26 protein-coding genes and 1 tRNA gene are annotated in these 26,066 nt (G+C 62.5%); 10 read left to right on the plus strand and 17 right to left on the minus strand.

The genetic code is table 11. The annotated features are described in order from the left end of the window. Nucleotides 1-37: 37 nt before the first annotated feature. The gene (gene gndA / locus M1D74_RS09320; protein WP_458115141.1) at nt 38-1,474 is read right to left on the minus strand and encodes an NADP-dependent phosphogluconate dehydrogenase; all 1,437 of its coding nucleotides are present in this window, start codon (nt 1,472-1,474) and stop codon (nt 38-40) included. Between the two features lie 209 nt (nt 1,475-1,683). Here gndA and M1D74_RS09325 point away from each other — a divergent pair, with 209 nt between their 5' ends. Further along, entirely contained in the window at nt 1,684-3,714 is a 2,031-nt protein-coding gene (locus M1D74_RS09325) for an acyltransferase family protein (protein WP_458115142.1), read from the plus strand. 108 nt (nt 3,715-3,822) lie between these two features. Here M1D74_RS09325 and M1D74_RS09330 read toward each other — a convergent pair. The 4 genes from M1D74_RS09330 to M1D74_RS09345 all read right to left on the minus strand — a co-directional run bounded on the left by M1D74_RS09330 (nt 3,823) and on the right by M1D74_RS09345 (nt 5,840). Beyond that, nucleotides 3,823-3,898: transfer RNA gene (locus M1D74_RS09330), tRNA-Val, on the minus strand. A gap of 83 nt (nt 3,899-3,981) precedes the next feature. Continuing rightward, nucleotides 3,982-4,932: an NAD-dependent protein deacetylase gene (locus M1D74_RS09335; RefSeq protein WP_309070835.1), complete on the minus strand. Its 951-nt coding sequence runs from the start codon at nt 4,930-4,932 to the stop codon at nt 3,982-3,984. After that, entirely contained in the window at nt 4,929-5,420 is a 492-nt protein-coding gene (locus M1D74_RS09340) for a redoxin domain-containing protein (RefSeq protein WP_309070836.1), read from the minus strand. The genes M1D74_RS09335 and M1D74_RS09340 overlap by 4 nt, the downstream gene beginning before the upstream one ends. Beyond that, on the minus strand, nt 5,421-5,840 hold the full coding sequence (locus M1D74_RS09345) for a DUF3052 domain-containing protein (RefSeq protein WP_309070837.1): 420 nt from the start codon (nt 5,838-5,840) through the stop codon (nt 5,421-5,423). A 391-nt stretch (nt 5,841-6,231) separates the two neighbouring features. Here M1D74_RS09345 and aceE point away from each other — a divergent pair, with 391 nt between their 5' ends. From aceE to fabF, 6 genes are all read left to right on the plus strand, one after another. Continuing rightward, nucleotides 6,232-8,976 (plus strand): pyruvate dehydrogenase (acetyl-transferring), homodimeric type, encoded by a 2,745-nt coding sequence (gene aceE / locus M1D74_RS09350; RefSeq protein ID WP_458115143.1) that lies wholly within the window; start codon nt 6,232-6,234, stop codon nt 8,974-8,976. 130 nt (nt 8,977-9,106) lie between these two features. Then, entirely contained in the window at nt 9,107-10,345 is a 1,239-nt protein-coding gene (locus M1D74_RS09355; RefSeq protein WP_309072585.1) for a PucR family transcriptional regulator, read from the plus strand. A gap of 78 nt (nt 10,346-10,423) precedes the next feature. Continuing rightward, the gene (locus M1D74_RS09360; RefSeq protein WP_458115144.1) at nt 10,424-11,389 is read left to right on the plus strand and encodes an ACP S-malonyltransferase; all 966 of its coding nucleotides are present in this window, start codon (nt 10,424-10,426) and stop codon (nt 11,387-11,389) included. Continuing rightward, entirely contained in the window at nt 11,386-12,441 is a 1,056-nt protein-coding gene (locus M1D74_RS09365) for a beta-ketoacyl-ACP synthase III (protein WP_458115145.1), read from the plus strand. The genes M1D74_RS09360 and M1D74_RS09365 overlap by 4 nt, the downstream gene beginning before the upstream one ends. 77 nt (nt 12,442-12,518) lie before the next feature. Then, nucleotides 12,519-12,764 carry an acyl carrier protein gene (locus tag M1D74_RS09370; RefSeq protein ID WP_309072588.1) on the plus strand — a complete coding sequence of 82 codons (246 nt, stop codon included), beginning with the start codon at nt 12,519-12,521 and terminating at the stop codon, nt 12,762-12,764. An 88-nt stretch (nt 12,765-12,852) separates the two neighbouring features. Then, nucleotides 12,853-14,088: a beta-ketoacyl-ACP synthase II gene (gene fabF / locus M1D74_RS09375; protein WP_309123901.1), complete on the plus strand. Its 1,236-nt coding sequence runs from the start codon at nt 12,853-12,855 to the stop codon at nt 14,086-14,088. A gap of 74 nt (nt 14,089-14,162) precedes the next feature. Here the strand turns inward: fabF and M1D74_RS09380 are convergent, their stop codons facing one another. The 6 genes from M1D74_RS09380 to M1D74_RS09405 all read right to left on the minus strand — a co-directional run bounded on the left by M1D74_RS09380 (nt 14,163) and on the right by M1D74_RS09405 (nt 19,306). After that, on the minus strand, nt 14,163-14,666 hold the full coding sequence (locus M1D74_RS09380) for a DUF3145 domain-containing protein (RefSeq protein ID WP_309071742.1): 504 nt from the start codon (nt 14,664-14,666) through the stop codon (nt 14,163-14,165). 188 nt (nt 14,667-14,854) lie between these two features. Continuing rightward, nucleotides 14,855-15,790: a tyrosine recombinase XerC gene (locus M1D74_RS09385; protein WP_458115146.1), complete on the minus strand. Its 936-nt coding sequence runs from the start codon at nt 15,788-15,790 to the stop codon at nt 14,855-14,857. 157 nt (nt 15,791-15,947) lie between these two features. After that, nucleotides 15,948-16,514 carry a methylated-DNA--[protein]-cysteine S-methyltransferase gene (locus tag M1D74_RS09390; RefSeq protein ID WP_458115147.1) on the minus strand — a complete coding sequence of 189 codons (567 nt, stop codon included), beginning with the start codon at nt 16,512-16,514 and terminating at the stop codon, nt 15,948-15,950. A 55-nt stretch (nt 16,515-16,569) separates the two neighbouring features. Further along, complete coding sequence (dprA, locus tag M1D74_RS09395; protein WP_458115148.1) at nt 16,570-17,775, minus strand: DNA-processing protein DprA; 1,206 nt, start codon at nt 17,773-17,775, stop codon at nt 16,570-16,572. A gap of 137 nt (nt 17,776-17,912) precedes the next feature. Continuing rightward, on the minus strand, nt 17,913-18,749 hold the full coding sequence (locus M1D74_RS09400; protein ID WP_458115149.1) for a hypothetical protein: 837 nt from the start codon (nt 18,747-18,749) through the stop codon (nt 17,913-17,915). A gap of 38 nt (nt 18,750-18,787) precedes the next feature. Beyond that, entirely contained in the window at nt 18,788-19,306 is a 519-nt protein-coding gene (locus M1D74_RS09405) for a hypothetical protein (protein WP_458115150.1), read from the minus strand. A gap of 136 nt (nt 19,307-19,442) precedes the next feature. Between M1D74_RS09405 and M1D74_RS09410 the strand changes: the two genes are divergently transcribed. The 3 genes from M1D74_RS09410 to M1D74_RS09420 all read left to right on the plus strand — a co-directional run bounded on the left by M1D74_RS09410 (nt 19,443) and on the right by M1D74_RS09420 (nt 21,232). Further along, entirely contained in the window at nt 19,443-19,904 is a 462-nt protein-coding gene (locus M1D74_RS09410; RefSeq protein ID WP_458115151.1) for a hypothetical protein, read from the plus strand. Nucleotides 19,905-19,967: 63 nt separating this feature from the next. After that, the gene (locus M1D74_RS09415) at nt 19,968-20,861 is read left to right on the plus strand and encodes a phage major capsid protein (RefSeq protein ID WP_458115152.1); all 894 of its coding nucleotides are present in this window, start codon (nt 19,968-19,970) and stop codon (nt 20,859-20,861) included. A gap of 68 nt (nt 20,862-20,929) precedes the next feature. After that, nucleotides 20,930-21,232, plus strand: coding sequence for an HNH endonuclease (locus tag M1D74_RS09420; protein WP_458115153.1), 303 nt, complete (start codon nt 20,930-20,932; stop codon nt 21,230-21,232). Nucleotides 21,233-21,403: 171 nt separating this feature from the next. Here M1D74_RS09420 and M1D74_RS09425 read toward each other — a convergent pair whose 3' ends face one another. From M1D74_RS09425 to M1D74_RS09450, 6 genes are all read right to left on the minus strand, one after another. Beyond that, complete coding sequence (locus M1D74_RS09425; RefSeq protein ID WP_458115154.1) at nt 21,404-21,745, minus strand: hypothetical protein; 342 nt, start codon at nt 21,743-21,745, stop codon at nt 21,404-21,406. Nucleotides 21,746-22,094: 349 nt separating this feature from the next. Next, nucleotides 22,095-22,565, minus strand: coding sequence for a hypothetical protein (locus M1D74_RS09430; RefSeq protein ID WP_458115155.1), 471 nt, complete (start codon nt 22,563-22,565; stop codon nt 22,095-22,097). A gap of 2 nt (nt 22,566-22,567) precedes the next feature. After that, nucleotides 22,568-22,939 (minus strand): hypothetical protein, encoded by a 372-nt coding sequence (locus tag M1D74_RS09435; RefSeq protein WP_458115156.1) that lies wholly within the window; start codon nt 22,937-22,939, stop codon nt 22,568-22,570. Beyond that, entirely contained in the window at nt 22,936-23,232 is a 297-nt protein-coding gene (locus M1D74_RS09440; RefSeq protein ID WP_458115157.1) for a hypothetical protein, read from the minus strand. Before M1D74_RS09440 ends, M1D74_RS09435 begins: the two co-directional genes overlap by 4 nt. A gap of 451 nt (nt 23,233-23,683) precedes the next feature. Further along, a complete protein-coding gene (locus tag M1D74_RS09445; protein ID WP_458115158.1) occupies nt 23,684-25,756 on the minus strand; it encodes an AAA family ATPase in 2,073 nt (690 codons plus the stop codon). Continuing rightward, the gene (locus M1D74_RS09450; RefSeq protein ID WP_458115159.1) at nt 25,753-25,881 is read right to left on the minus strand and encodes a hypothetical protein; all 129 of its coding nucleotides are present in this window, start codon (nt 25,879-25,881) and stop codon (nt 25,753-25,755) included. The genes M1D74_RS09445 and M1D74_RS09450 overlap by 4 nt, the downstream gene beginning before the upstream one ends. Nucleotides 25,882-26,066: the final 185 nt, after the last annotated feature.

Genomic DNA, 26,066 nt, shown 5'->3' on the forward strand with positions numbered 1-26,066 from the left:
CCGGGGCGCTCCTTTCTCTACTGCTTCGTCTACAGCGTCAGTGGGTGTCGACTGCTTCCACTTCCGAGCGGTCCTCGCCCCACAGCGTGTGAAAAGTACCTTCGGCATCCACGCGGTTGTAGGTGTGAGCGCCGAACAAGTCACGCAGGCCCTGGGTGAGGGCTGCAGGCAGGCGCTTGCGGCGAAGGCCGTCATAGTAGGCCAGCGACGAGGAGAAAACAGGAACCGGGATGCCCAGCTGCACAGCTGTGGCCACAACCCGTCGCCAAGCCGGGACAGCTCCGGCGATGGACTCGGCGAATGCCGGAGCCAGCAGGAGGTTGGCGGGCTTCTCTTCAGCGGCGTAGGCCTTCATGATGTCGTCGAGCAGTTCAGCGCGGATGATGCAGCCGGCCCGCCAGAGCGAGGCGATCTCGTCCAGCTTGAGATCCCAGCCGTACTCCTTCGCTGCGGCGGTGAGCATGTCGATGCCCTGCGCGTAGCTGACGAGCTTCGATGCGTACAGCGCGAGCCGAACGTCTTCGACGAAGCCTTCGGGCAGCTCGACAGTTCCTTCGTGGCCATCCAGGATGCCCTGCGCCAGTTCGCGCTGGCCCCGCTGGGATGAGAGACCGCGGGCGAACACCGATTCGGCGATGCCTGACGTCGGGCTGCCCAGTTCCAGTGCCGAGACAACCGTCCAACGTCCGGTGCCCTTCTGCCCGGCCGAATCGACGACGACGTCGACAAACGGCTGGCCGGTGCGTGCGTCAGTATGGGCGAGAACTTCAGCCGTAATCTCGATAAGGAAGGAGGAGAGGGTTCCTGTGTTCCAGTCGGTGAAGATCTTGGCCTGCTCAGCAGGTTCGATGCCCGCAGCGGTGCGGAGGACATCGTAGGCCTCGCCGATGACCTGCATATCGGCATACTCGATGCCGTTGTGCACCATCTTGACGAAGTGCCCGGCGCCGTCGGTGCCTACCCAGCGGCAGCAGGGTTCACCGTTGTACTTGGCGGAGATCTTCTCCAGCATGGGGCCGAGCGAGTCGTAAGACTCCCGCGAGCCGCCCGGCATGATGGAGGGACCGAGGAGCGCCCCTTCTTCGCCACCTGAAACGCCGACTCCCACGAAGTGGAGGTTCTTCTCCGCCAGTGCTGCTTCCCGACGACGGGTGTCCTCGTAGTGTGAGTTACCGGCATCGATGACGATGTCCCCGGGCTCCAGGAGCGGCTCAAGCTGTTCGATGACGGAGTCAACGGGAGCACCCGCCTTGACCATGATCAGGACGCGGCGCGGCTTCTCGAGCGAGTCAACCAGCTCCTGAAGCGACTCTGTCCGAATGAAGTCACCTTCACTGCCGTGCTTCTCCAGCAGGGCGTCGGTCTTCTCAACCGACCGGTTGTGAAGGGCTACGGTGTACCCGTTGCGAGCCAGGTTTCGGGCAAGGTTAGCCCCCATGACGGCGAGGCCGGTAACGCCGATTTGTGCACTCATCAAGTCTCCATCTGCAGTTTTCGCCCCGTGTCAGGGGCACATCACTAAGCGACGCCCCTGTGCGCCTTGGCCCTCCCACCCTATTACCGGCGTCACGTTCGAAGCCAGACGGCGCCACGGGCGGCAGGTAATCAGTCGCAACATTCACGGCCGGGCTCAGGAGCCGTGGAAGATGCACGGACTGTTACAGGATTGATATCTTCGGTCAAATGGTCACCTCCCAACTCAATGCCGCGAGCAAATCAGCTGGCTCTCCGTCCGGTTTTCGATCGGACATACAGGGTCTGCGCGCATTGGCTGTGCTTGGGGTAGTCCTCTACCACGCCGGGGTTTCTTTTCTCCCGGGTGGATACACCGGCGTCGACGTTTTTTTCGTGATATCAGGCTTTCTCATCACGACCCACCTGGTGCGCACTGTGCAATCTAGGGGAATCATCTCGTTTGCAGACTTTTACCTGAAACGTGCGCGGCGTATCCTCCCGGCATCGGTCCTGGTATTGGTTGCGACAACTATTGCCGCCTACCTATGGATCCCAAGAGTTGATGTTCCAGGCGCATTTCAGGATGCGGCCGCTACTGCCTTGTATGTCCCGAACATACGTTTTGCCGTAGAGGGCACCGACTACCTGGCTGAGACGGCCCCGTCGCCTTTCCAGCATTATTGGTCGCTCGGCATCGAGGAACAGTTTTATCTCATCTGGCCCGCCGTCCTCGCCGTCGCATTTCTTGCGGTGCGGAAGTCGGTTCGGGGGCTGTTCGCAGTAGCTGCCGTCATGGTTTTGGGCTCGTTCAGCATCAATCTCTTCCTGATGCAGGTCTCCACCCCCTGGGCCTTCTTCTCGCTGCCGAGCCGAGCCTGGGAACTCGGCGTGGGCGCAATGGTTGCGCTCCTTCCCGGGTCCGCGGCAGTCCCGGTTCTGCGAGCCGCCCGCCCCGCACTGACTTACCTGGGTCTCCTGGGCATCGCTGGCTCCTTCCTCCTGTTCTCTGAAGACACCCCGTTTCCAGGCTTCGCCGCTCTTCTGCCGGTTCTGTCCGCGGCGTGCGTCATTCTGGGAGGCTTCTCACCGGTCACCCATGCACGGCTCCTGTCGAGTTCGCCCATGCAGGCGATCGGTCGATGGTCCTACTCGATCTACCTCGTTCATTGGCCGATGCTGACGATCCCTCAACTTGCCGCCGGTACGGAGAACCCGCTTCCTCTAGCGCTCACCTTGGCTTTGGGAGCCGCGAGCATCCCTGTCGCGATACTCATCTACACATATGTCGAGGAGCCTCTCAGGAAGCCGTGGAGTGGACATTTCTCGTCGACTCCACGTTCGCTTACGCTGGTCGTCAGCGTCTCGGTTGTGTGTGCGATGGTTGCCCTGTCGCTTGCCCAGGCTGTGGAACGCGCCCGACTTACCGCTGGCGGAACGGCGCAATATTCAGCCGGAGCCCAATATCCGATCGGCACGTCATTCGTTCCGGAGAACATTGAACCCTCGCTCGAGGAAGCTGCCGCGAGTGTGCCTGATACCTACGCCGACGGCTGCCACCTCGAACAACTTGAGACTGAGATCCCCGCGGGATGTACATACGGTCCCCAGGAAGCTGAGCTGGACATGGTGCTGTTCGGCGATTCCCACGCACAACAATGGTTCGGGGCGCTTGAGACCGTGGCAGCGGGCGGCTCCTACAGGTTGCATACGCTGACCAAATCATCATGCCCCTCCGTTGATCTCATGATCTCCGTCAAAGACGCGCCCTACACCCAGTGTGAGGAGTGGAAGAAAAGAGCGCTCGAAAAAATCGGGGATCTTGATCCTGAGCTGGTTGTTCTGGCGAATTACGGGCGGGTTCAACCCGCTGATTCTTCAACACCGCTTGAACAGCAGTGGGCAGAAGGCCTGAGCTCGATGATCAGCCAGATGCCCGTGGGGGCTGAGGTCGTTGTCCTTGCGGACACCCCTCAGTTTCCGGTTGCGCCCGCGTCCTGCCTGTCGCGGAACCTCGAAGAAGCAGATGCCTGCAGCGTACCGCGCGACGACGCGATCGATGCTTCACGGCAAGAGGTAGAGCGGGAAGTCGCAAACAGGCACGGTAGTCACTACATAGACCTGACGTCGTATCTGTGTACAGAAGCGTGCCCCGCGATCATAGGGAATGTGTTGGCGTATCGCGACGAACACCATCTCTCACGTCCGATGTCCGCGGCGCTCGGAGCACCGTTGGCTGCAGCAATCGAAGGAGTGCTTTGATTCGAGGACGCACCCGACGTTCCATCGGCAAACGGCGATTGTCGTGGCGAAACGAACAAAAAAACCCCGTGGTAGCCGGCCTTTCGGCCCGAAACTACGGGGTTTCTGTGGTGGGTCCTACCGGGATCGAACCGATGACATCCACGGTGTAAACGTGGCGCTCTACCAGCTGAGCTAAAGACCCTTGGAGCGATGAAGTTGGGGAAACCGCCCCTCACCACGAGGAATTACTTTACCGGATCCATGCGGCCCAACGCCAATCAGCGCTCAGAGGTCCTGCGCCTCGCCGTCCTCGATGTCGGGTAGGGCCTCTGACAGATAAGCCAGGGCTTCAGAGACGCCCACCTCGAGTTTGATCGCTGCGAACTCGTCACCGCGCGTAGCACCCCTGTTGATGATGACCACGGGCTTGCCGTTTTTCGCTGCGTGCCGGACGAAGCGCAGGCCGCTCATCACGGTCAGTGACGATCCGGCGGCAAGGAGGGCACCGGCATCGTCAACCATTGCGTACGACCGTTCCACACGATCCTTCGGCACATTCTCACCGAAGTAGACGAAGTCCGGCTTGAGCATGCCACCGCATACCGGACATGGCGCAATCCTGAAATCAAAGGTGTCGTCCACATCCGCGTCTGCGTCGGGCGCCACGTCGCCGGCGTCCCCCGCGCGCTCCAGGTATCCGGGATTGAGCCGTTCGAGCAGTTCCGCAATATCTCCGCGAGCAAAGGAGGTGCGACAACTCAGGCACACCACGCGATCGTAGGTCCCATGCAGATCGATGACATTGGCGCTGCCGGCCACGGAGTGCAACCGGTCGACGTTCTGGGTGATAAGCCCGGTGAGGAGTCCCCGGCGCTCCATCTGCGCCAGGGCCCGGTGCCCATCATTGGGATCAGCCCGCCTCAGGTGATGCCAGCCCACATGGTTGCGGGCCCAGTAGCGTCGCCGCAGGGCTTCATCGCCGACAAACTGCTGGTAGGTCATCGGGTTTCGGGGCACCGAGTTCGGCCCACGATAATCCGGGATCCCCGAGTCAGTGCTCAGCCCCGCCCCGGTCAGAACAGCAAGCCGCTTGCCCGCAAGGAGATCAACAGCTGAATTGAGGCCAGCACGTTCCGCCGAGGACAGCGCGCTTCCGGCCGATGCCTCGGAGCGGGCGAGCCCTGTCGTCCCGAATCCAGGAAGCGATGAGGCATGCGGCAGCGGCGAGGACGTCATAGCGAAGGAGCGGTTTCTGTCGGCTCAGACAGATTCCGGAGCACTGTCCGGTACTCGTCGAAGGATCTTCCCTGCCCAAGCGGAGCATCAATGCGATTCACCAGCACACCCGTCGCATCGATGAAGAACGTTGTACGGCATGCGTACCCCTGCTTTGAGTCCAGCACTCCGTAACGTTCGGCAACTGCACCGTGAGGCCAAAAGTCAGCCAACAGATCGAAGTCGTAGGCCCTCTGGTCGGCGTAGGTGCGGAGGGCGTACTTGTGGTCCACGGAAATAGCGAGGACCTTCGCTGACCGCCTGCCGAACTCGTCCAGATGTCGCTGGAGTTCATCCAGTTCATCCGTGCAGACCCGCGAGAACGCAAACGGATAGAACACCAGGACCACGGACGCACCCAGCGATGCGTCCAGAGAGACAAGCTCCCCGTGCTGGTTGGGAAGCTCGAATCCGGGAGGGCGTTCACCGATTGTCGGCGGAAGCGTCATCTACTGCTTCCGGCGGGCAACCAGGCGCGTTGCAGCCCAGTCCCGCGAGACCCCGGCGGATGAAGTGGCGTGAAGGCCGGCGGTGGGGGCTGCCTCCTGAATTTCCGACGGCGCCACGTAGCCGTCCCGGCCGGATTTCGGCGTAAGCAGCCAGACGACGCCACCCTCGTCCAAACACGTGAGTGAGTCAACCAGAGCGTCAACCAGGTCGCCGTCGTCGGTTCGCCACCACAGCACCACACCATCGACTACGTCCTGGTCATCCTCCGTGAGGAGTTCGGAGCCGATCTCATCTTCCAGATCGGCGCGGAAGTCGAAATCGACGTCCTCGTCGTATCCAAGTTCCTGAACAAGGTCGCCGTCCTTGAAACCCAGTTTGCCCGCCACGCTTCCTGCTGTGGCGGCTTCGGCCTCGCTCACTTTTTTCCTCCCGAAAGGCTGCGTTGATCCCGGTGATACCTCTGACCCCGGGCACACAGTACGTTGATATGCATTATTACCAGCCAACACCCTTAAGCGCTACGCTTCAACCTGCGCACGCCGGGCCGGCACGACGACGCTGCGGCCGGTGCCCCTCGTTGCCATCGCGTGGGACGCTTGAGTAGGGCACCGTGAAGAGCGCGGGCGCCCGTAACGAAGCCCGCAGGGATCCATCCAGCTACGCAACAAACTTCCCACAGGGCTAGAGTGTCACAGTGAATCAATAGGTCAGGCGAACGCCGATCGGGTTCTGACAGCTTCGTCGAGCAACGGCCCGAAGCACAAAGTCGTAGACGTCGCAGACATAATCTGCGGATTGGGAGGGTTTGGCATGGTTGCTGATCAGGGGATTGTGGGTACGGGTACCGGTGGGGACTCGGATCCGGAGGAGACGGCTGAGTGGGTTGAGTCCTTTGATCAGCTGGTCGACGTGCGGGGTTCTGAGCGTGCGCGTGAGGTGTTGGGGCGTCTGTTGGCTCGGGCGGGTGGGCGGTCTGTGGGTCTTCCCAGCGTTGTGACCACCGATTATGTGAATACCATCCCGGTTGATGAGGAGCCCGAGTTCCCTGGGGATGAGGAGATCGAGCGGAAGTACCGGGCGTGGATGCGTTGGAATGCCGCGGTCATGGTGCACCGTGCGCAGCGTCCGGAGATCGGTGTCGGCGGGCACATCTCCACGTATGCGGGGGCTGCGACCCTGTACGAGGTCGGGTTCAACCATTTCTTCAAGGGTAAGGATCACCCCTCGGGTGGGGATCAGGTGTTCTTCCAGGGCCACGCCTCACCGGGCATGTACGCGCGTGCGTTCCTTGAGGGCCGGTTGAGCGAGGAGGATCTTGACGGGTTCCGGCAGGAGAAGTCCAAGGAAGGCCACGCGTTGTCGTCTTATCCGCATCCGCGGTTGATGCCGGAGTTCTGGGAATTCCCGACCGTGTCGATGGGGATCGGGCCGATGAACGCGATCTACCAGGCGCAGAACAACCGTTACCTGCATAACCGGGGGCTTAAGGACACCAGTGATCAGCAGGTGTGGGCGTTCCTTGGTGACGGTGAGATGGACGAACCCGAATCGCGTGGTCTGCTTCAGTTGGCGGCCAATGACGGCCTGGACAACCTGAACTTCGTGATCAACTGCAACCTGCAGCGCCTTGACGGGCCGGTGCGCGGTAACGGGAAGATCATGCAGGAACTCGAAGCGTTCTTCCGCGGCGCCGGCTGGAACGTCATCAAGGTCGTGTGGGGCCGGGAGTGGGATGGTCTGCTGGCCAGGGACACCACCGGTGAACTGGTGAAGATCATGAACGAGACCGCTGACGGTGACTACCAGACCTACAAGGCCGAGTCCGGTGGGTTCGTCCGTGATCATTTCTTCGGCAAGACCCCGCAGACCAAGGCCATGGTTGAAGACCTTTCCGACGCCGAGATCTGGAACCTCAAGCGCGGTGGGCACGACTACCGCAAGGTTTACGCCGCGTACAAGGCCGCCACCGAGTTCAAGGGCAAGCCCACCGTCATCCTGGCCAAGACCGTGAAGGGCTACGGCCTCGGACCGCACTTCGAGGGCCGCAACGCGACCCACCAAATGAAGAAACTCACCAACGCTGATCTCAAGGCCTTCCGCGACCACCTGCGCATCCCGGTCACCGACGAGCAGATCGACTCCGACCTGTACAACGCTCCGTACTACCACCCGGGGCCTGACGCTCCCGAAATCCAGTACCTGCACGAGCGCCGCCGCGCCCTGGGCGGATACCTCCCCGAGCGCCGCGCGAAGCATGCCGAGGTTGTTCTTCCCGGCGACAAGACGTATGAAGTGGCCAAGCGTGGATCGGGCAAGCAGCAGGCCGCCACCACCATGGCGTTCGTACGGCTGCTGAAGGACCTCATGAGGGACAAGGAGTTCGGCAAGCGCATTGTCCCGATCATCCCGGACGAGGCCCGCACATTCGGCATGGACTCGTTCTTCCCGACGGCGAAAATCTATAACCCCAAGGGTCAGAACTACCTCTCGGTGGACCGTGACCTGGTACTCGCATACAAGGAGTCCATTCAGGGCCAAATCCTGCACGCCGGTATCAACGAGGCCGGATCAGTCGCCGCGTTCACCGCGGCTGGCACCGCCTACGCCACACAGGGTGAGCCACTGATTCCGATCTACGTGTTCTACTCGATGTTCGGGTTCCAGCGCACCGGCGACTCCTTCTGGGCCGCCGGTGACCAGATGACCCGCGGGTTCATCATCGGCGCCACCGCCGGACGCACCACCCTCACCGGTGAAGGCCTGCAGCATGCTGACGGCCACTCACCGCTCCTCGCCTCCACCAACCCGGCCGTCGTCACGTACGACCCGGCCTACGGATACGAGATCGGGCACATCATGCAGGACGGACTGGAGCGGATGTATGGAAACGGCAACGCTGTTTCCGGCTCCGATCCCAACGTCATGTACTACATCACCGTGTACAACGAGCCGATCATCCAGCCTGTTGAGCCTGAGAACCTCGATGTTGATGGGCTTCTGCGCGGAATCTACAAGCTCCGGGATGGCCACGCAGCAGAGAACACCCCGAAGTCCCAGATCCTGGCATCGGGTGTCTCGGTACCGTGGGCGCTTGAAGCACAGCGTATCCTCGCCGATGAGTGGGGCGTATCGGCGGACGTCTGGTCGGTGACCTCCTGGAATGAACTCCGGCGTGACGCCCTCGCCGCGGAGGAGGAAGGCTTCCTCAACCCCGGCGCCGAGACGCGTGTACCGTTCGTCACGCAGCAACTGGGCAACGCTCCGGGACCCATCGTGGCAGTCACGGACTACATGAAGGCAGTGCCGGACCAGATCCGCCAGTTCGTCCCGCAGGAATTCGCCACGCTCGGTGCCGACGGTTTCGGTTTCTCCGACACGCGTGCCGCTGCACGGCGTTTCTTCAAGATCGATTCCCACTCCGTCGTCGTACGCACCCTTGAGCTTCTGGCCAAACGGGGCGAAGTCGACCCGGAAGCACCACGCCAGGCCATCGAGAAGTACTCACTCCTGGACGTGAACGCCGGAACAACGGGCAACGCAGGCGGAGACTCCTAACTCCGGTCCAACCCTGGCAGGACTCGTCGGCTCCCTCGGGGGAGCTGCGGGTCCTGCTCGGCGTTTAACGGCCTCTTTGTAGCCTTTGCACAAAATGGAGCCCACGGGGCCGGAGCCGTATGCTCGATTCATGGCATTGCCCACTCCCCCGCGCGGGACGTCCCTGCCCGCTCCGGATCCGACGACGGTGGACCGGCTGCGGACCCAAATTGGCGCTATCTCGACGGCCACGCTGAAGCAGCTTGATTCTTCCCTGCCCTGGTACCGCAATCTCAGGCCCGACGAACGGTCCGCGCTTGGCCTGGTAGCACAGAAGGGCATCGCCTCTTTCGTCAACTGGTACCAGAAACCTGTTTCTCCGGCGTGGGTGCTCAGCGATGTCTTCGGTACGGCACCGACGGAACTTACGCGCTCCATCAGCCTCCAGAAGGCGCTCCAGCTGATCCGCGTCGTCGTGCAGGTGGTAGAGGATCAGGTGCCCGACCTCGCCTCGGATGCTGACCAGGGGCTCCTCCGCGAGGCGGTGCTCAGGTACTCGCGCGAGGTAGCGTTCGCCGCAGCCGATGTCTATGCCAGAGCCGCCGAAACCCGCGGTTCCTGGGACACCAGGCTGGAAGCCCTGGTGGTGGATGCGATCCTGCGAGGGGAAAGTTCAGATGCGCTTCGATCTCGAATCGCGGCCGTAGGCTGGAAGTCGCAGGCGCCCATCACCGTTATGGTGGGCAGCTCTCCTGCCGAGCCGAACGCGATGTTCCTCAACGAGCTCCGCCGTACGACCAGCCGTCTGGCTGAAGACACACTCGTGGGAATCCAGGGCGATCGGCTCATTCTCGTCCTCGGAGGGGTGCAGGACCGCGACAGCTCCTACGTGAAGCTCAGTGAACTGTTCGGCCCCGGCCCGGTAGTCTACGGGCCCGAATCGGCCTCGCTGGTAGCGGCCAGCGGTTCCGCCCAGGCCGCCTTCGCCGGGCTCACCGCCGCCCGGGCGTGGCCTTCTGCCCCGCGCCCTGTCGCTGCCGATGATCTATGGCCCGAACGGGTCATCTCCGGAGACGACACCGCGCGGAAAGCGCTCCTGCGCAACATCTACCGTCCCCTTGCCAGCGCGCAGAACGGGCTGGAAGAAACCCTGTCCGCCTACCTGGCGCTGGGTCATTCGCTCGAAGCCACGTCCCGGGAATTGTTCGTCCATGCCAACACGGTCCGCTACCGTTTGCGACGCGTGTGCGACATCACCGGATGGGACCCGCTCCTCCCCCGGGAGGCCTTCGTGCTGCAGACAGCCCTCGTTATCGGACGTCTCGCGCCGCCTCCCAAGAGCGCAACAGAGCGGTCTTCGACTAGGTCGGATCGCACCGCCTCGTTGTAGACTTCCTACAAAGTGGCTTCGGGAGCTTCGTGCACCGAAACACCCTGCTTCTTACCGCCCATTTGGAAAGCTTGATACGTGCTTGCGATTCTCTGCCCTGGACAAGGGTCCCAGTCCCCCGGATTCCTGACTCCATGGCTCGACCTTCCGGGCGTGCGCGAGCACCTTGATGCTCTCAGCGATGCCGCCGGCGTCGACCTGGTGCGGCACGGAACGGTCTCTGACGAAGAAACCATCCGCGACACTGCCGTAGCGCAACCGCTGATCGTTGCCGCCGGGCTAGTGGCTGCCCGCGTGCTCCTCGGTGACACACCGCTCACTTCAGCGACCGTCGTCGCCGGCCACTCTGTCGGTGAACTGACGGCATCAGCGATTGCCGGAGCCCTGACCGAGCAGGATGCCGTCACACTCGTGCGCACCAGGGCACAGTCAATGGCCGCGGCCGCTTCAGTCACTCCTACCGGGATGAGCGCGGTGCTGGGCGGGGACCCCGACGACGTCGCGGCCACCCTTGAGCGGCACGGATTGACTGCGGCGAATGCGAACGGCGGCGGGCAGGTGGTTGCAGCGGGCACGCTTGAGCAGCTTTCGGCACTCGCCGCGGATCCGCCCCAGAAGGCACGCGTCATACAGCTGAAGGTTGCCGGCGCCTTTCACACTCACCACATGGCGCCGGCTGTAGAGGCGCTTGAAGCGCTTCGTCCGTCCCTGGCTCCGGTAGAGCCCCTTGCGACGTTGCTTTCGAACTACGACGGCGAACCAGTAGCTTCCGGCGAACTGAATCTCGACAGCCTCATTGCACAGGTTTCCCGTCCGGTCCGGTGGGACCTGTGCATGCAGCGTCTGCAGGACATGGGCGTATCCGGAGTGCTGGAATTGCCTCCAGCGGGTACCCTGACAGGGCTGGCAAAGCGCGGGATGCGTGGAACGGCCAGCCTGGCAGTAAAAGCACCTGATGACCTGGGCGCCGCTCGGGACTTCATCGAAGAGCACTCCCGGACCGCGCCACCGGCCAACGCCCCCATCGCAGAAGGAAACGCGTGACTACTCCCACCCTCAAACAGTCCACACTGCGTGAGCACACGCGCATCCACGGTCTGGGTGTCTTCCGCCCCGATGTCATCGTCACCAATGAGGACATCTGTCAGTGGATCGATTCCTCCGACGAGTGGATCCGGCAGCGCACGGGCATTGCCACGCGGCACCGCGCCGACAAGGACACCAGCGTCATCGACATGGGCGAAGCCGCAGCACGAGCTGCTCTCAAGGACGCCGGCATCGAGGCCTCGCAACTGGGCGCTGTGCTCGTCTCCACCGTGACGCACCCCTATGCCACCCCCTCTGCAGCTGCGCAGCTTGCCGACCGTCTCGGTGCTACTCCTGCACCTGCGTACGACATTTCGGCAGCCTGCGCAGGGTACTGCTACGGCATCGCTCAGGCGGATGCCCTCGTGCATGCGGGCACCGCGGATTATGTCCTCGTAGTCGGCGTCGAGAAACTCTCTGACTTCATCGACAACACCGAGCGCACCATCTCGTTCCTACTCGGTGACGGCGCCGGCGCCGTCGTCATCGGACCGTCCGACTCCCCCGGAATCGGGCCATCTGTCTGGGGTTCCGACGGCAGCAAGCATGAATCCATCCGGATGACGCATTCGCTCCTTGACGTGCGTGACCTGTCGTTGGCTGCATTGTCCCAGGGCGCCGATGCACTGTCCTCAGCCGCGGAGTCGGCAATCTGGCCGACGATGCTCCAGGATGGCCCCACCGTGTTCCGCTGGGCTGTTTGGGAAATGGCCAAAGTCGCCCAGAAAGCACTCGATGCAGCAGGCGTCCGCGCTGAAGATCTCGTGGCATTCATTCCTCATCAGGCGAATATCCGGATCATCGACGAGATGGTGAAGCAGCTCGGCCTGCCCGATCAGGTGGCCGTTGCCCGGGATATCGTCGACGCCGGCAACACTTCGGCCGCATCGATCCCGCTCGCCATGCACCGCCTCATCTCCGAGAAGCCGGAGCTCAGCGGAGGCCTTGCACTGCAGATCGGCTTCGGCGCCGGTCTGGTGTTCGGCGCCCAGGTGGTCGTCCTCCCGTAGTTTTCCGCTTCGAGCCGTAACCGCGGCCCGATCGAACCGATCCGGTATGCACCGGAACACATAGAAAAGGAGCCATCATGGCTAGCAACGAAGAGATCCTCGCAGGACTGGCTGAAATCGTGAATGAAGAGACGGGCCTCGCTCCCGAATCCGTAGAGCTGGACAAGTCCTTCACCGACGACCTCGACATTGACTCCATCTCCATGATGACCATCGTCGTCAACGCCGAGGAGAAGTTCGGTGTGCGCATTCCCGACGAGGAAGTCAAGAACCTCAAGACCGTCGGTGACGCTGTGGACTTCATCGCCAACGCTCAGTCCTAGTCGTGTGCGGCGATGGCACTCGACTTCGCCATCGCCGCATCTTCAGGCACCTTCCACACGGAAACAACGACGCATCAGAGAGTGAACCATGGCACGCAAAGTAGTCATCACCGGCTTGGGCGCCACCACACCCATCGGCGGCGATGTTCCCACCATGTGGGCGAACGCACTAAAGGGCGTCTCAGGCGCCCGCACCATCGAGGCCGACTGGGTTGCCGAGTTCGAGCTCCCCGTCACCTTCGCTGCCCAGGTTTCGACTCCTGCGAGTGAAGTCCTCACACGGGTTGAGGCCAAGCGGATGGACCCTTCAACCCAGTTCGCAGTCGTTGCTGCCCGTGAGGCGTGGCGCGACTCGGGCATACAGGATGTGGACCACGATCGCTTAGCTGTCGCCTTCGCCACCGGTATCGGCGGCGTCTGGACGCTGCTCGATGCCTGGGACACCCTCAAGGCCAAGGGCCCCCGTCGTGTTTTGCCCATGACCGTTCCCATGCTGATGCCGAACGGTCCGGCGGCCGCGGTCAGTCTGGACCTTGGCGCCCGCGCCGGTGCGCATACCCCCGTATCGGCCTGCGCGTCCGGCACCGAAGCCCTTCACCAGGGACTCGAACTGATCCGTTCCGGTAAAGCCGACGTAGTCATGTGCGGCGGTGCCGAAGCTGCGATTCACCCGATGCCGATCGCTGCCTTTGCGTCCATGCAGGCCCTGTCACGCCGCAACGACGATCCTGAACATGCCTCGCGCCCCTACGACGTCGATCGCGACGGCTTCGTGATGGGTGAGGGTGCGGGAGCGCTGCTCCTTGAAGCAGAGGAACATGCCCTGGCTCGCGGCGCCCGCATCTACGGAGAACTGGCGGGAACCTCCGTCACCGCCGACGCCTACCACATCACCGCGCCGGACCCCGAGGGCCTTGGTGCCACCCGCGCCCTCAAGGCCGCATTGTTCGATGCGCGTGCTCAAGCGTCCGACGTCGTGCATGTCAATGCGCACGCGACGTCCACGCCTGTGGGAGACCAGCCGGAGTACGTCGCGCTGAAGACCGCCCTGGGCGGTCAGGTCGACTCGGTCGCAGTCTCTGCCACGAAGTCGCAAACAGGCCACCTACTGGGTGCCTCAGGTGCAGTTGAGGCGGTGATGACTGTTCTGGCCGTCCATGAGCGCCGTGCCCCGGTGACCATCAACCTCGAGAACCAGGACCCGCAGATTCCGCTGGACGTGGTCACCTCAGCACGCGATCTGCCGTCCGGCGACATCGTCGCGCTCAGCAACTCCTTCGGATTCGGCGGCCACAATGCCGTCATCGTGGTGAGGAACGCCTGATCTGCCCTTAGACGCGGAAGAAGGCCCGAATTCCAATCGGAACCCGGGCCTTCTTCGCGTTTCTGGTCGTGTTGCTAGCCGACCTGGTGCAGCCAGCGTACAGGTGCGCCCTCGCCCGCGTGACGGAAGGGCTCCAGTTCCTCATCCCATGATTCTCCGAGCGCGAGGGAAAGTTCGTGGTACACAGCGGCCGGGTCACCGGCGCCGGCCTCGTAGGCGTACCGGATACGGTCCTCCGAAATCATGACGTTACCGTGAACGTCAGTTGTGGCATGGAAGATCCCCAACTCGGGCGTGTGGGACCAGCGACCGCCGTCAGCACCCTGGCTCTGCTCTTCGGTAACCTCGTAGCGCAAATGAGCCCAGCCTCGTAGGGCGGACGCCAGTTTAGCGCCGGAGCCCTGCCCTGCAACCCAGGAAAGCTCCGCACGAAACATTCCGGGCGCGGCTGGCTGCGGGGACCACTGCAGGTCTACCCGCTGATCAATAACCGACCCGACGGCCCACTCGATATGAGGGCACAACGCAGAAGGGGCTGAGTGTATATACAAAACACCGCGCGCCATCACAACAGACATTCCATCCTCCATAGCTGTAGGTACGTCTTCCCCAACGACCTTCAACTCTTGGTGAGGTACTGCCCTTGTTGCCCGGGTGCTGCTCTCAGACCACACGTATTGAATTACGCTTCATTCTGCCCCATGAAGGCAAATCACGCCACTGTGATTACCTTCGGAGTATTCGGTGCCGCTTGGTTCCCTGCCATTCATGCACGGGGATGGGCCTGCTCGTAGCTGCGGCGCAGACGGTCCACGGACACATGGGTATAAAGCTGGGTCGTAGCCAGACTCCGGTGCCCGAGAAGCTCCTGAACCGCCCGCAGATCAGCGCCGCCGTCCAGCAGGTGGGTAGCAGCCGTATGACGAAGTGCGTGTGGCCCGCTCGCAGCGGTGCCCTCCACCGTCGCGAGCAGCTTCTCCACAATTGCACGCGCCTGACGCTGGTCTAGTCTGCGGCCCCGAGGACCGAGGAACAGAGCCGGTCCGCTCTCAGGCCCCACCCAACGGTTCCTGCCGCGGGTGAGCCAGTCGTTCAATGCCTGGGCGGCCGGCACGCCGTATGGCACAGTGCGCTCCTTGTTGCCCTTACCGAGTACCCGGACAACCCGCCGGTCATGGTCCAGATCGTCGATGTCCAGCCCGACCATCTCGCCGACCCGGATGCCCGAGCCGTAGAGCAACTCCAGCACTGCACGTGCGCGAAGGGCGGCAGGATCACCTCCCACTGCTGCCTTCTGAGTGGCGGTCAACAGCGGGTCGAGTTGCGGAACGGACAGGACATCGGGCAGCCCGTTCCGCCGGCGCGGCGCCTTCAACCGAAGTGCGGGATTGTCATGGATGTAGCCCTCGCGTGAGGCCCAGGCCAGAAAGTTGCGGACCGTCGATGCTCGTCTTGCGATTGTTGTCCGGGAGAGGCCCTTCTCATCCAGCGACCCGAGCCATGACCTCAGTAAACTCAGATCGACTCCGTCGAGCGTGTCGACTGAGCACGCTGCCGAAAACGACGCAAAGTCCTCCAGGTCTCCCTGATAGGCGCGGACGGTATGGGCTGAGCGGTTCCGTTCACGGGACAGGTACCGGAGGAATCCGTCCACCTCCCGGGCGAACGGGTCCCGCGGGGCGCCGCGGCCGGGTTCGCTCATTGCCTGCCTCCACACGGTGTCCGGATCTTGTATGGACTACTCTCCGTCAGCAGGCTGGGTCGCTCAAGGAGGCGCACCGTGCGGTGCCAGTGATCCGATACATCCCATGCAGGGCGTGGTGTACAGAATCCCGGGCACGTGCCCCGACGGAGTGGAATCAGGCAGCGGCCCCGGCCCGGACAGCGGCTTCCAGTTCCAGCAATGCCCGCTTGACGGGAACGCCTGCGGCATAGCCGGTGACTGCCCCGCCTGAGCCAACGACCCGGTGTCCCGGTATGAGGATGGATACCGGGTTGGCACGCACCGCCGCGCCTATCGCCCGACCCATCGAGTCATTTCCCAGAGCGTGTGCGATGTCCTTGTAGGTGCGTGTTTCACCATAGGGGATTTTCGATACGGCGTCCCAGACTGAGCGCTGGAAGTCAGTTCCGGAAACCAGTTCGTAGCCCACCGGTTCCTCCATCGATCCTCTGAAGTATGCATGCAGCCATCTACTCGCCTCACGGAACACCCCTGAAACGGCTTCCTTACTGAACGCCGGCAACTCTGACACGTCCGTGCCGGGGGGCGGACCCGGCTGTGTACCCTCGGTGAAGGGAAGGCCAAGAAAAACCGGCGAGGGTTCAGGTGAATGGTATTCGTGATACACACCGACCAGTTTTTCACCGCGGGCGACGAGGACCAGTCCCCCGATCGGGCTGTCCATGATCGTGAAGGTGTTCATATTCATTCCTTTCATGTTTCATCGAGCGATATCTGTGGGGCCTTGCCGGAGGTATTCACTTCCGCCGCTTTCGCCAACCACCGTCGTCGGTGCGTTCTGCAAGACCGTCAGTTTCGAGGCGACCGAGCCCAGCAAGGACACCGGGCACGCTGAGGCCTGCCACCACAGCGAGCTTGTCGACTGTCGAGGACGCTCGGACCGGCAGTGCGTCAAGCAGCAGCAGGTCTTCAACGGTCAGGCCGTCGTGGAGGGCGGGCGCTTCGTCGCGGTCTTCCCCGCTCACCACCATGAAGGGACCAGCCAGTTCTGCGACCTCGGCAGCATCCGTAACACAAATGGCGCTGCCCTCCCGGAGAAGCCGATGGCACCCGGCTGAGTTCACGGAGTAGACCGGCCCAGGTACCGCCCCCACAGCGCGGCCGAGGTTTGCCGCGTGGTGCGCGGTGCTGAGCGCTCCGGAACGCCACCGTGCCTCAACGACGACGGTGACTGAGCTGAGTGCAGCAATCAGCCGATTACGCCGTAGAAACCTATAACGCGTGGGCGCTGATCCGGGCGGAACTTCCGACACAAGCAGTCCTCGCTGGGCGACTTCGCGCAGCAGATTCTCGTTCCCCGCCGGGTAATAGCGATCAATTCCGCCTGCCAGGACACCCAGAGTGGGAAGCGGGTGGTCCTCCCTTGCCCTAGCCAGCGCGCTGCGGTGGGCTTGCGCATCGATCCCGTAAGCGCCGCCCGATACGACCGTATAGCCACGTGCGACCAGACCGGTCACCATGCCGCCCGTCACTTCGGCCCCGTAGGCAGTGCTATCCCGAGAGCCGACAACAGCCACCGAATGATCGGGCGATGGAATAGGCACCGGGTGCTCCCCACGCACCCACAAACACATCGGCTCATCCAGCTGCAGATCCTTAAGGCCCTGCGGCCACCAGTCCGATTCAGGCGTCAGCAGCGTCCCCCCAAAACGCCGAACTGTTTCCAGATCCCGCAGGGGCGCCAGACTGTCCACGCGTGCACGCCACCGGTCGATGGACTGTCCGAGTGCATCTGTGCCCACCCTGTGCCCACCGGCGGCCAGCAGTTCGAGCAACGCGCGGTGTAAACGAGGGCTGCACGGCTTTTTACCCGTCGCAATCTGCAACGCCTCCACCGGCCCAGCAGCGGTTACCAGGGTCAGCCCGACATTGTCAGACGATTCGAACAGGCGCGCAAGGGCAGCACGGGCGATCTGCTCTTCACTCCACTGAGAGGCGCTCATGCTGCGTCCTCTCTGGTCCGGAAGAGAAGCGCGGCCGTGACATCATCGCCGGTGGGAGCAGTTTTTCCAGCCAGGTCAGCAATCGTCCACGCGACCGGGTGGGCAACGCTATAGCTTAGGTGCTGCCATTAGCCCTTTCAGGCTGCCCGCAGCAGCGCGACATAGCGTGCTGTTGCGGACTCGATGAGTTGAACCGTCTCGAACAACAACGCTGCGAGCATCCCGAACTTTATGGTCACGCGGAAGGTGGCGCCGGTTTCCGTCCGCGTGTCCGCGATCTCGTCCATCTGGTGTGAGGCGATTTGAGCCCACACCTTCCCGTGGGCATGCCCGCTTGCCAGTTGCCACGCAGCAAGCCACGGCATCACAACGCCATCATGTTCATGGTGGTGCCGCTCGATAGCTTTGAGAATGTCGGTCATCCTAGGCAGCCTCGTTGACTTGCTGAGCGGGTCCCAATCCGCCAACTCTGCCAGCCCGACCACCTCCCGGAGCCGTTCCCAGCGGCGCGCCAGTTTATCTTGCCGACCTCGCTCTCCGGTGGACTCTCGTAGCGCGGCCGCATTTCTTGTCTCGTCCACTTCGAGCATTACCCGACGCTTGATTCTCAGAGTGGAACTGTGGGGTTCAAGTAGCCAGAGAGCGGTTGCTGCGCAGTCGAGAGCATTACGCACAAGGGCGTAGGAGCCATAAGGTCCCGCCGTTAGCTCAATCGACTTCTCATCCTCGCGGAGGATCATCTGTCCTAAAGATTCCAGACAGCCAACAGCCACCAGAAGCTGTACATAGCCATAGCTTGATACGGGATAGTAAGGTGACCGGGAATCATCCAGGGCCAGCTTGGACCCTCCGGGAGCATCGACGTGCTTGTTCAGCTCGCCGCTGATCTCATCCACCCGCTTGAGCAGCTTCACAACGTGCTTGCTGTACTCGATCTCGTCAGGGTCCATCTCTGCGACGTGTTCTGTAGGCATGCCCGCGAGTGTATGGCATGCCGCTGACACTCTCGGCCTCAATTGCGGCGGAACAGTAGCTCTTTCAACTGGCGCACTCGCCATCTGATCGGCTTCGCCCCAGGATGTCGCAACTCCACTGCGAGAATGTTCCTCGCGACGAACCACCGGTGGATCAGGTCTTCCAGACGGTCTTCTGCGATTTGGCTATTCGACTTCGCCACGTGAAGCATATCCGCGTGTAATTCGCCGGTTTTCGTCGTAAGTTCCACGACCTTGATGTATAAATCAGTGCTGGCCGCAATCTCGATGTAGCGCAGCAACTCGCCAACCTGATTAGCGGATTCATTGACATTTTGGGGCGGCTCGGGGTGTGCTAGACCTCTTCGGGACATGACCTGCCTGTACAGGACGTAGCCGTTCTTGACGACCTCAGCGTGGTACAGCAGCTTGGCACCCGCCTTTCGCACGTCTTCATCCCGCATTGCTGAGTGTTGCCAAGCCAACCCGATGAAACCGACTACTGCCCCGACGATCGCACCGAAGAAAGCGACTAGCGCTATCCCCCATTCATCCATGGGCTGATCCTAGCCGCCAGCGAATGTACGCCATGCCATAGGCATCCATCCGACGGGGCAGGCCGTTTGGGGATGTATGCCGCTAGTACTCTTGGTGCAGCGTGCGTATTGGGCTAGCGCTGAAGAGGGGGAATGCATGGAGTTCTGGCAGGTTCTGGTAGTAACCCTGATCGGGTCCGGCGCTGCGGTCCTGACAGCCGCTCTCGGTTTCCGTGACTTGGGCATGCGCCGCCGACTAGAAACGTCCAAGCAGTTCGTGAGCTTGTTTGCTGCGGCACACGGTCGCCCCTCCGACGGTCGCGACGGAGTCGGGGTTGGTGAGCAGATTGCTACCATTCACCTGATCGCTGACTTCGCGGTCAAAGAGGACGTCCTCAAGAACGCCGCTAGGGAAGGGCTTCGGGAGATATCTACTTGGGGGCAAGCGATTGAGATTCCGCATGACATAGCCGTAGCTGCAATCTCAAATGTCGAGGGGCTGACTCATGAACAGGTTGTAGAGGCGGCTTCAAAAGCAGTGGTATCGCTCAAGCACCGCACAGAGTCCTACCGCAAACTTGCGGCAGCAGCCACAGAAGCACTCAAACGACTTGAATGAGATGTAACCTTCACTCGACGCCGAATTCTTGGTCTGTGGCCTATTCCGCGTCACGCCGCCCCAGTGGGGCAGCTGGAAAATGGCGGTGCCTTTCCAGAGAAATCAATTCGTTTCTCTTTGAAAGGCAATTCTGCCATGACACTTCTGGAAGCCGCAGCAAACGGAATTCTTCCCCAGGAATACAGCGATCTGGTTATCAAGGCTATCGCCGCCGAAGCGCTGCCATTCCATCCCGCTCTCGCATCGCTGGTCACCACCAGTAGCGCCACGTTCAATATTCCCATCGTGGATGAGGACGCCGCTGCATCGTGGGTCGTCGAAGGCGGCGAGATTATCCCGGACGACCCGGTGCTCAGCGAACTGCCCGTGACGCCTGCCAAGGTCGCCGGACTCACGATCATTTCTAGGGAACTGGCGAGGGATTCCAGCCCCGACGCTGTGCAGATCGTGGCTGACGGGCTGGCTCGGTCCATCGTTCGGCAGGTAAACGCCGCATGGTTGGGCAACCTCGCCGCACCAGCGCCGAAGGGCCTAGCTTCACTGACCACGTCGGTCGTAGTCACGCCTTCCGGCGGGCTGGTGAATCTGGACCCGTTCGCGGCAGCGGTCTCTAACGCCGAGAACGCGGGCGGAAATATCACCGGCTGGGTTCTCAACCCAACCGACGCGCTCACGGTGGCAACCCTGAAAACGGCCACCGGTAGCAACCAGACGCTGACGCAGACGCCACGGGATATCCAGGATCGCCCGGTCTTCGTGAACGCCAACGTCCCGCAGGGTACGGCATGGGGTGTTGACTCCACGACAGCCATGACGGTTCTCCGCGAGGACTTGGAAATGGCGATCAGTGGTGACGCGTTTTTCACCAGCGATCGAATCGCTATCCGTTCGACCGCCCGCATCGGGTTTGGGTTCCCGCATCCAACGGTCATCAACCGGATCACGATCACCGCATAAGCCAGTCCTGCCGCGCGTTGCTTCCCTTCCTTCGCGCGGCAGGGCTTCCAACCTGCAAGGGCGTTCTCATGGTCACCAGTCGCACCGGGACAACCGGCTGGCTGAAGTTGTCCAAGATTGCACTACGGCAGGCGCAAGCACGGGGACAGCTGCGGTGTCCGTTCTGCCGCGTTCTGCTCGATTACGAGGTCAGCCGTCAGCCCAATTCGGCCGAGCCGGATCACATCATTCCGCACGCTCGGGGCGGGACGGACACGCTGGACAACGTCCAAGTGATCTGCCGCCGCTGCAACCAGTCCAAGGGCAATCGCCCGAATCCACGGACTCTTCCGCCCGCGTGTAAGCCGCTGCGGACTACGCGCGCTTGGTAAGCGGTCCGAGGGAGCGCCCGCAGGTCCGCCAGCGGCTCCGCCAGCCCCCGCACGACACCTACGGGCAGCCAGCCACCACGGGACCGCCTACGGACCACACACGGAGCCGGGGCTACCGGATTCCAGGCACAAAAAATCCCCCGCCGTAGCGGGGGATTTTTTCGGTTGGTGCTACTTGCCTACGCGCTTGATGTTGCGGGCGAAGCGGAACACCGACTCCTTCTTGCCGTCCTGCTCGCGGGTCAGCTTCAGCGTGGTGTTGCCCTGCGCCGGGCCGACCACGGTCCACTCGCGGCCGTCTGCAGTTGCCACCTCGTCGCCCTCCTTGTAGTCACCCAGATCGGGCATCCGGTCCGCGTTACGGGCCGCGTTCCTGCGGAGTTCGGTGGCGGTAGCTTCCTTGGTCGCGCTGGCCTTGGTGGCTGGCTTGGTGCTGGCCTTCGGTGCCGCCTTGGGTGCCGTCTTGGGTGCCGCCTTGGTGTTAGTGGTTACGGCTGGCTTGGTGCTGGTCATGGTGCTCATTCTGGGGTTCCTAACTTGTGTATTGCGTGCTGGGGAAAGCAAAGCTACTCCCCCTTTCAGAAAATGAGCAAGCATTTCTTTGGAAAGGAATTGCGGCCGATCTATTACCTTTCCGGTACCCGATTCCAAGCTGTTCATAACCCTGTTCATAAGGCTGTTCATATTCGGGGTGGGGGGTATGCCCGCCCCCCGTGGGCCGCCCGCACCCCACGGCATAGCGGGATATACCCCCGTGATTCTCTTTGTTCCCCAGGACGGGGAAATCACGTTCATTCATGTACGCTTTGGAAATAGAAAAGGCCTCGGAATTCGCACTCCGAGGCCTTTCCAAATGGCGGGATCAACCCCGCCGCTTCCGTACTTCATCGGCGAGTGTCGCGGGCTTCTCCCGCAGCCCCAGCCCTGAGCCGCCGCCGGATTCGTGAATCGGGTCCGGGCCGAATCTGACTCCTAGTTCAGTGTGAACCTCCTTCACGGCGATCTTCAGCTTCTCCGCGTCCAATTGTCCGTTCTCGAAAAAGTCGCCGGGCTTCCGCCCCGCCGTCCACAGTGCTTCGGCGTTCATCTTGGAACCGGGCGGGAGGTTGCCCGCCACGAGCTGACGCTGAAGCCCTGCCACGGTTTCAACCAACGCGTCCCGCTCGGCCTCAGTGTCCCGAAGCTGGCGGCGGTACTTGGCGGCTTCCTTGTTGCCGCCCTTGACGTCCTCCGCAGGCTCCGGCTGGTCGGGCTTGACGTCCTGCTGGGCGGGTGTCGGGGTGTTTACCTCCTGGGCGTCCTGCGCGGACCCCTGCTGATCATTCTTGGGCATGGCTAGCCCTCCTTCTTCTCTTTAGTGAGGAATATCTGCGACATCTCGATGACCCTTACTCCGGTAGCGTCGAGCCGTTCGTAGAGCATCTCCGCTGCACGCTGCTGTTCAGCCGGGAAAAACTCTCGCTGCTCTGCACCGTGCGCATCCAGCCAAGCGACGGCCCAGAGCTGCGGACGCGGCCAGTTCGCTTGCAGGGTTTCCAGTTGGTTGCGCAGGGCACGAAGTTCATCCAACTTCTCGGTGGTACTCGCTATCTCCTGCAGACCCCCGATATGCCCGAGCAGTGCGACGAAATCACCCTTCACCTGCTCGTTCTGATACCGCGGATCGTGCATCACTCTCTGTGCGATCTCATGGACGGTTGGTTTCACTTGGCATCAACTCCTGCGATTACGCGGTGGTGGGCACCAGCCGCTAGTTGTCGGACGAGGGTTTTCTCGTCCCCGGCTGGCTGGGCTACCCCCACCAATTCCAGTTCGGCGGTCGTCGCCGGCCTGATGAAAGCGGGCGTCCACGGCCAGCCGTGGCGGAACTTCTCGTGGTCGGCCGCTTGTGTGGCGTCTTCACGGTCGCCAATGGTGCAGGCCGGGTTCGCGCGGGAATGGTCGTAGACCCAGTTCCTGACTCTGGCGGCTCCGCACTCGGGGCATGTTTCCGGTGTCATTGCTCCTTCTTCCTCTGCCTGATCTGTTCCAATTCCCGCCACATCCTCACTTCGGCTTCTGCTCGCAGCGCCCTTGCATGCCAGTGCCGGAGCAGCTGATCTTGTCTGGGCTTACCGGGGCGGTAGTAGGGAACGTCTCTGGGGTCCGGTTTCGGGTCCGGGCGGGTCGCCCGCTTGCGTCGGGCGGCTTCGCCTTCTTCGATTTCCTTGTAGGTGATGAACACTGCATTTCTCTGTCCTCGGGTGTGTAGGAGTTGGATGGGTTAGCGGGTTCTCTTTGGCGGGCCATTGCGCACCGCGCGCCACCTCCTATAAGGAGGAGGTGGCGCGGCGCAGTGCCGCTCGGGGATGCGCCGTGGTGCGCCGTGTGAAGGACGGCGCACTCGTCTCCCTCTGGTGGCGAGGGAAAAGGAGTCCATCGGGGCGGACTGCGCCGTGGTGCGCCGCGCGTTCATGGCGCAGTCCGAAAATTGGGTGCGCCGTGGGTGCGCCGCGCACTTTTGGCCCGCGCCGTGCGTTCCTTGACCGCCTGACGGATCGCCTCTCGCGGTATCCGCGAATGGGTGTTCTTCATCGCCTGCTCGCATTTGCGCTGGCTTGCATCGTCGGGAAGCCCAAGCCCGTCAAGCTCCCGCATGGCCTCGGCCACCTGATCTCGGAACGGATCGCCCGCGCTGGTGAATGTCAGCTGGTTGTCCTCATCCATGACCACCGTTAGGGACAGCGACTTGATGCCGTTAATGCGGACCTTGCCGGGCGCAATGTGGAGGGCTGATTCCACTTGATCGCGCCTGATGATGAACTCGATGTCTACGTCATCGCGCTTGCTCGACGAACCACGGGACCCCTTGGACTCGTCCTTGCCGGTGTTGTCGGTGCGAACGACGGTCAACCCTCGCTTCTTCAGGAGGAAGCCCGTGTGCTTGTAGAAGTCCCGGTAGGTGTCCGAGTCGTTCTCGGGTCCATCCACCACGCGCTGAAAACTGTCCAGCACCACCATGTCGCCCTTGGCCAGCCCGTAGGCGTCGCAGACGTCCGCTATCTGCTGCCCGCCTTCCCGTACGTCTAGTGCGGTGAGGCTGGGCAGGTGCAGATAGATCAACTCCTGCATGTCCTCCGGACGCACCCCTAGATCGGTGATGCGCTCCTCCAGGTCGTCCTCGGTGTTTTCCATGTCCACGTAACAAACGCGGCGCTGACGCGGAATCGTCAGGCCAGCGAAGTTGTCGTCGCCACGGGCAACAGCCAGACTCTGTGCGAGCAGCAGCAGCGATTTCATGGACCCTGCCTTCGCCACGAACGCAACTGAGGCCCCAGCAGGGATGAGTCCTGAGATAACCCACTCACGGCGCGGCCTGTCCGGGTCCAACAGCGCGGCCATATCCAACCGGGGAAACCTCTCCCGGACGCGAGCCAGCCGGTCCTCCGGATCCTCGGTGGTGTCGGGGTCCACGCCGTTCAACTGCGGCATTGGTGCTGGTTCGCCACGGTGAGCCTGCGCCTTGAACTTCTCGCGCACGTTGGCGGCGGTCCAGCCCGTGTCTGTCGGGGCAGCTTCCTCGAAATCCTTCTGCGCGTCCGCAAGGGTGTAGGCGTTCCAGTCGGCACGAGCAAGTGCCCCTAGTCGCTTAGCGGCGTCGGCCTGTATCTTCTCCCAGCCACGCCCGCGAGCGTCCCGAGCGTCCGGCCTCATGCTGTCGCTGAATGTCAGCTCATTAGTCACTCCGGCGACCGCTGAATTGATGTAGCGGTCCACCTGAGCACGGCGCTCCGGCGTCATGGCGTCGTAAGCTTCCGCGCCGACTTCGGCTTCGGCGGTGCCCTTCGCTCCACGCGCGTCCTCGATGATCCGGGCGATGCCCTCCCCACTAGTGTCGGTGGAATCGATCAGTGCGGGGTCCGGAACAGTCTCCCAGCGGTACTCCTCGATTTCTCCGGTCACCTTGGAACGCTTTTTGGTGGGACCAATCCACACGAAACCGCGCCCGCTACCGTCAGCCCTGCCGCCCTTGTGGTCAATGCCCTTGGTGAAGCCGTCGCGGCTTCCCACACGCAGCGGGTTGATGAAGTCGTGAGTGCCCCCGCTAGGTGTGCGTTGAACCCCGAGCACGTCCGGCCACACGCCCCCTATCTGGAGGTCCAGCTTCGAAGCATCGCCGCCCTTGTGCGTGTCCACATCGAGAACGTCCGCCGTATGGCCCGTGACAGCGGCGAGGGCGTCACCCGGCTGATAATCGTCCAACACGGCGGGGTCTGCCTTACTCTGCTGCCACCGGGGCGGGAGAACATAACCGCTGCCCCCGCTGCCGCCGCAGGGGTCCCACGCGCCGTCAGCGTCCAATGCCGGACGTGCCAGGAAGACCGGGATGCCCGCGTCGACAAGTATGCGAGCAATAGCGAGCGCGCTACCCTGCGCCGGACTTACACTTGCCTCTGTAGCGTCGTACTGGTCGCTGCGGTGTAGTGCTGAGTTGAAGGCCGTCCGGTTGCACGCCGGGCGGCTTTCTCGTGTTGGGGGACTCATGCCGAATCACCACCGCCCCGCAGAAGTACTGCGATGCGGTCGCGCTGTGCAGGAGTGAGCGGTGGCGCTTCAGCCGCGACGCGGGCGGCGTGCTCGTTCAACGATTCGCTCTTGGCCGTGCTCATGCGGTTTCACCGCCGCGGAGCAGTCGGGCCAAGTGCGCCCGCTGGTCGGCGCTGATAGGTGGGGACGCTGCGAGGGTCGCCCTGATTCGCCGCTCTAGCATGGCGGCATGTAGGTCGCGGCGGGCTTCTTCGGCGGCGCGCGTATCACGCCTTCGAGTAGCGACGGCTAGCCGCGAACGCGCGGC

It is taken from the genome of Arthrobacter sp. D2-10 (genome assembly GCF_054161285.1).

Coding starts and splice junctions, on each gene's coding strand:
- gndA (WP_458115141.1), bottom strand. CDS start 1,474: ATGAGTGCACAAATCGGCGTTACCGGCCTCGCCGTCATGGGGGCTAAC.
- M1D74_RS09325 (WP_458115142.1), top strand. CDS start 1,684: ATGGTCACCTCCCAACTCAATGCCGCGAGCAAATCAGCTGGCTCTCCG.
- M1D74_RS09335 (WP_309070835.1), bottom strand. CDS start 4,932: ATGACGTCCTCGCCGCTGCCGCATGCCTCATCGCTTCCTGGATTCGGG.
- M1D74_RS09340 (WP_309070836.1), bottom strand. CDS start 5,420: ATGACGCTTCCGCCGACAATCGGTGAACGCCCTCCCGGATTCGAGCTT.
- aceE (WP_458115143.1), top strand. CDS start 6,232: ATGGTTGCTGATCAGGGGATTGTGGGTACGGGTACCGGTGGGGACTCG.
- M1D74_RS09355 (WP_309072585.1), top strand. CDS start 9,107: ATGGCATTGCCCACTCCCCCGCGCGGGACGTCCCTGCCCGCTCCGGAT.
- M1D74_RS09370 (WP_309072588.1), top strand. CDS start 12,519: ATGGCTAGCAACGAAGAGATCCTCGCAGGACTGGCTGAAATCGTGAAT.
- fabF (WP_309123901.1), top strand. CDS start 12,853: ATGGCACGCAAAGTAGTCATCACCGGCTTGGGCGCCACCACACCCATC.
- M1D74_RS09380 (WP_309071742.1), bottom strand. CDS start 14,666: ATGTCTGTTGTGATGGCGCGCGGTGTTTTGTATATACACTCAGCCCCT.
- M1D74_RS09385 (WP_458115146.1), bottom strand. CDS start 15,790: ATGAGCGAACCCGGCCGCGGCGCCCCGCGGGACCCGTTCGCCCGGGAG.
- M1D74_RS09390 (WP_458115147.1), bottom strand. CDS start 16,514: ATGAACACCTTCACGATCATGGACAGCCCGATCGGGGGACTGGTCCTC.
- dprA (WP_458115148.1), bottom strand. CDS start 17,775: ATGAGCGCCTCTCAGTGGAGTGAAGAGCAGATCGCCCGTGCTGCCCTT.
- M1D74_RS09400 (WP_458115149.1), bottom strand. CDS start 18,749: ATGCCTACAGAACACGTCGCAGAGATGGACCCTGACGAGATCGAGTAC.
- M1D74_RS09405 (WP_458115150.1), bottom strand. CDS start 19,306: ATGGATGAATGGGGGATAGCGCTAGTCGCTTTCTTCGGTGCGATCGTC.
- M1D74_RS09410 (WP_458115151.1), top strand. CDS start 19,443: ATGGAGTTCTGGCAGGTTCTGGTAGTAACCCTGATCGGGTCCGGCGCT.
- M1D74_RS09420 (WP_458115153.1), top strand. CDS start 20,930: ATGGTCACCAGTCGCACCGGGACAACCGGCTGGCTGAAGTTGTCCAAG.
- M1D74_RS09425 (WP_458115154.1), bottom strand. CDS start 21,745: ATGACCAGCACCAAGCCAGCCGTAACCACTAACACCAAGGCGGCACCC.
- M1D74_RS09430 (WP_458115155.1), bottom strand. CDS start 22,565: ATGCCCAAGAATGATCAGCAGGGGTCCGCGCAGGACGCCCAGGAGGTA.
- M1D74_RS09440 (WP_458115157.1), bottom strand. CDS start 23,232: ATGACACCGGAAACATGCCCCGAGTGCGGAGCCGCCAGAGTCAGGAAC.
- M1D74_RS09445 (WP_458115158.1), bottom strand. CDS start 25,756: ATGAGTCCCCCAACACGAGAAAGCCGCCCGGCGTGCAACCGGACGGCC.
- M1D74_RS09450 (WP_458115159.1), bottom strand. CDS start 25,881: ATGAGCACGGCCAAGAGCGAATCGTTGAACGAGCACGCCGCCCGCGTC.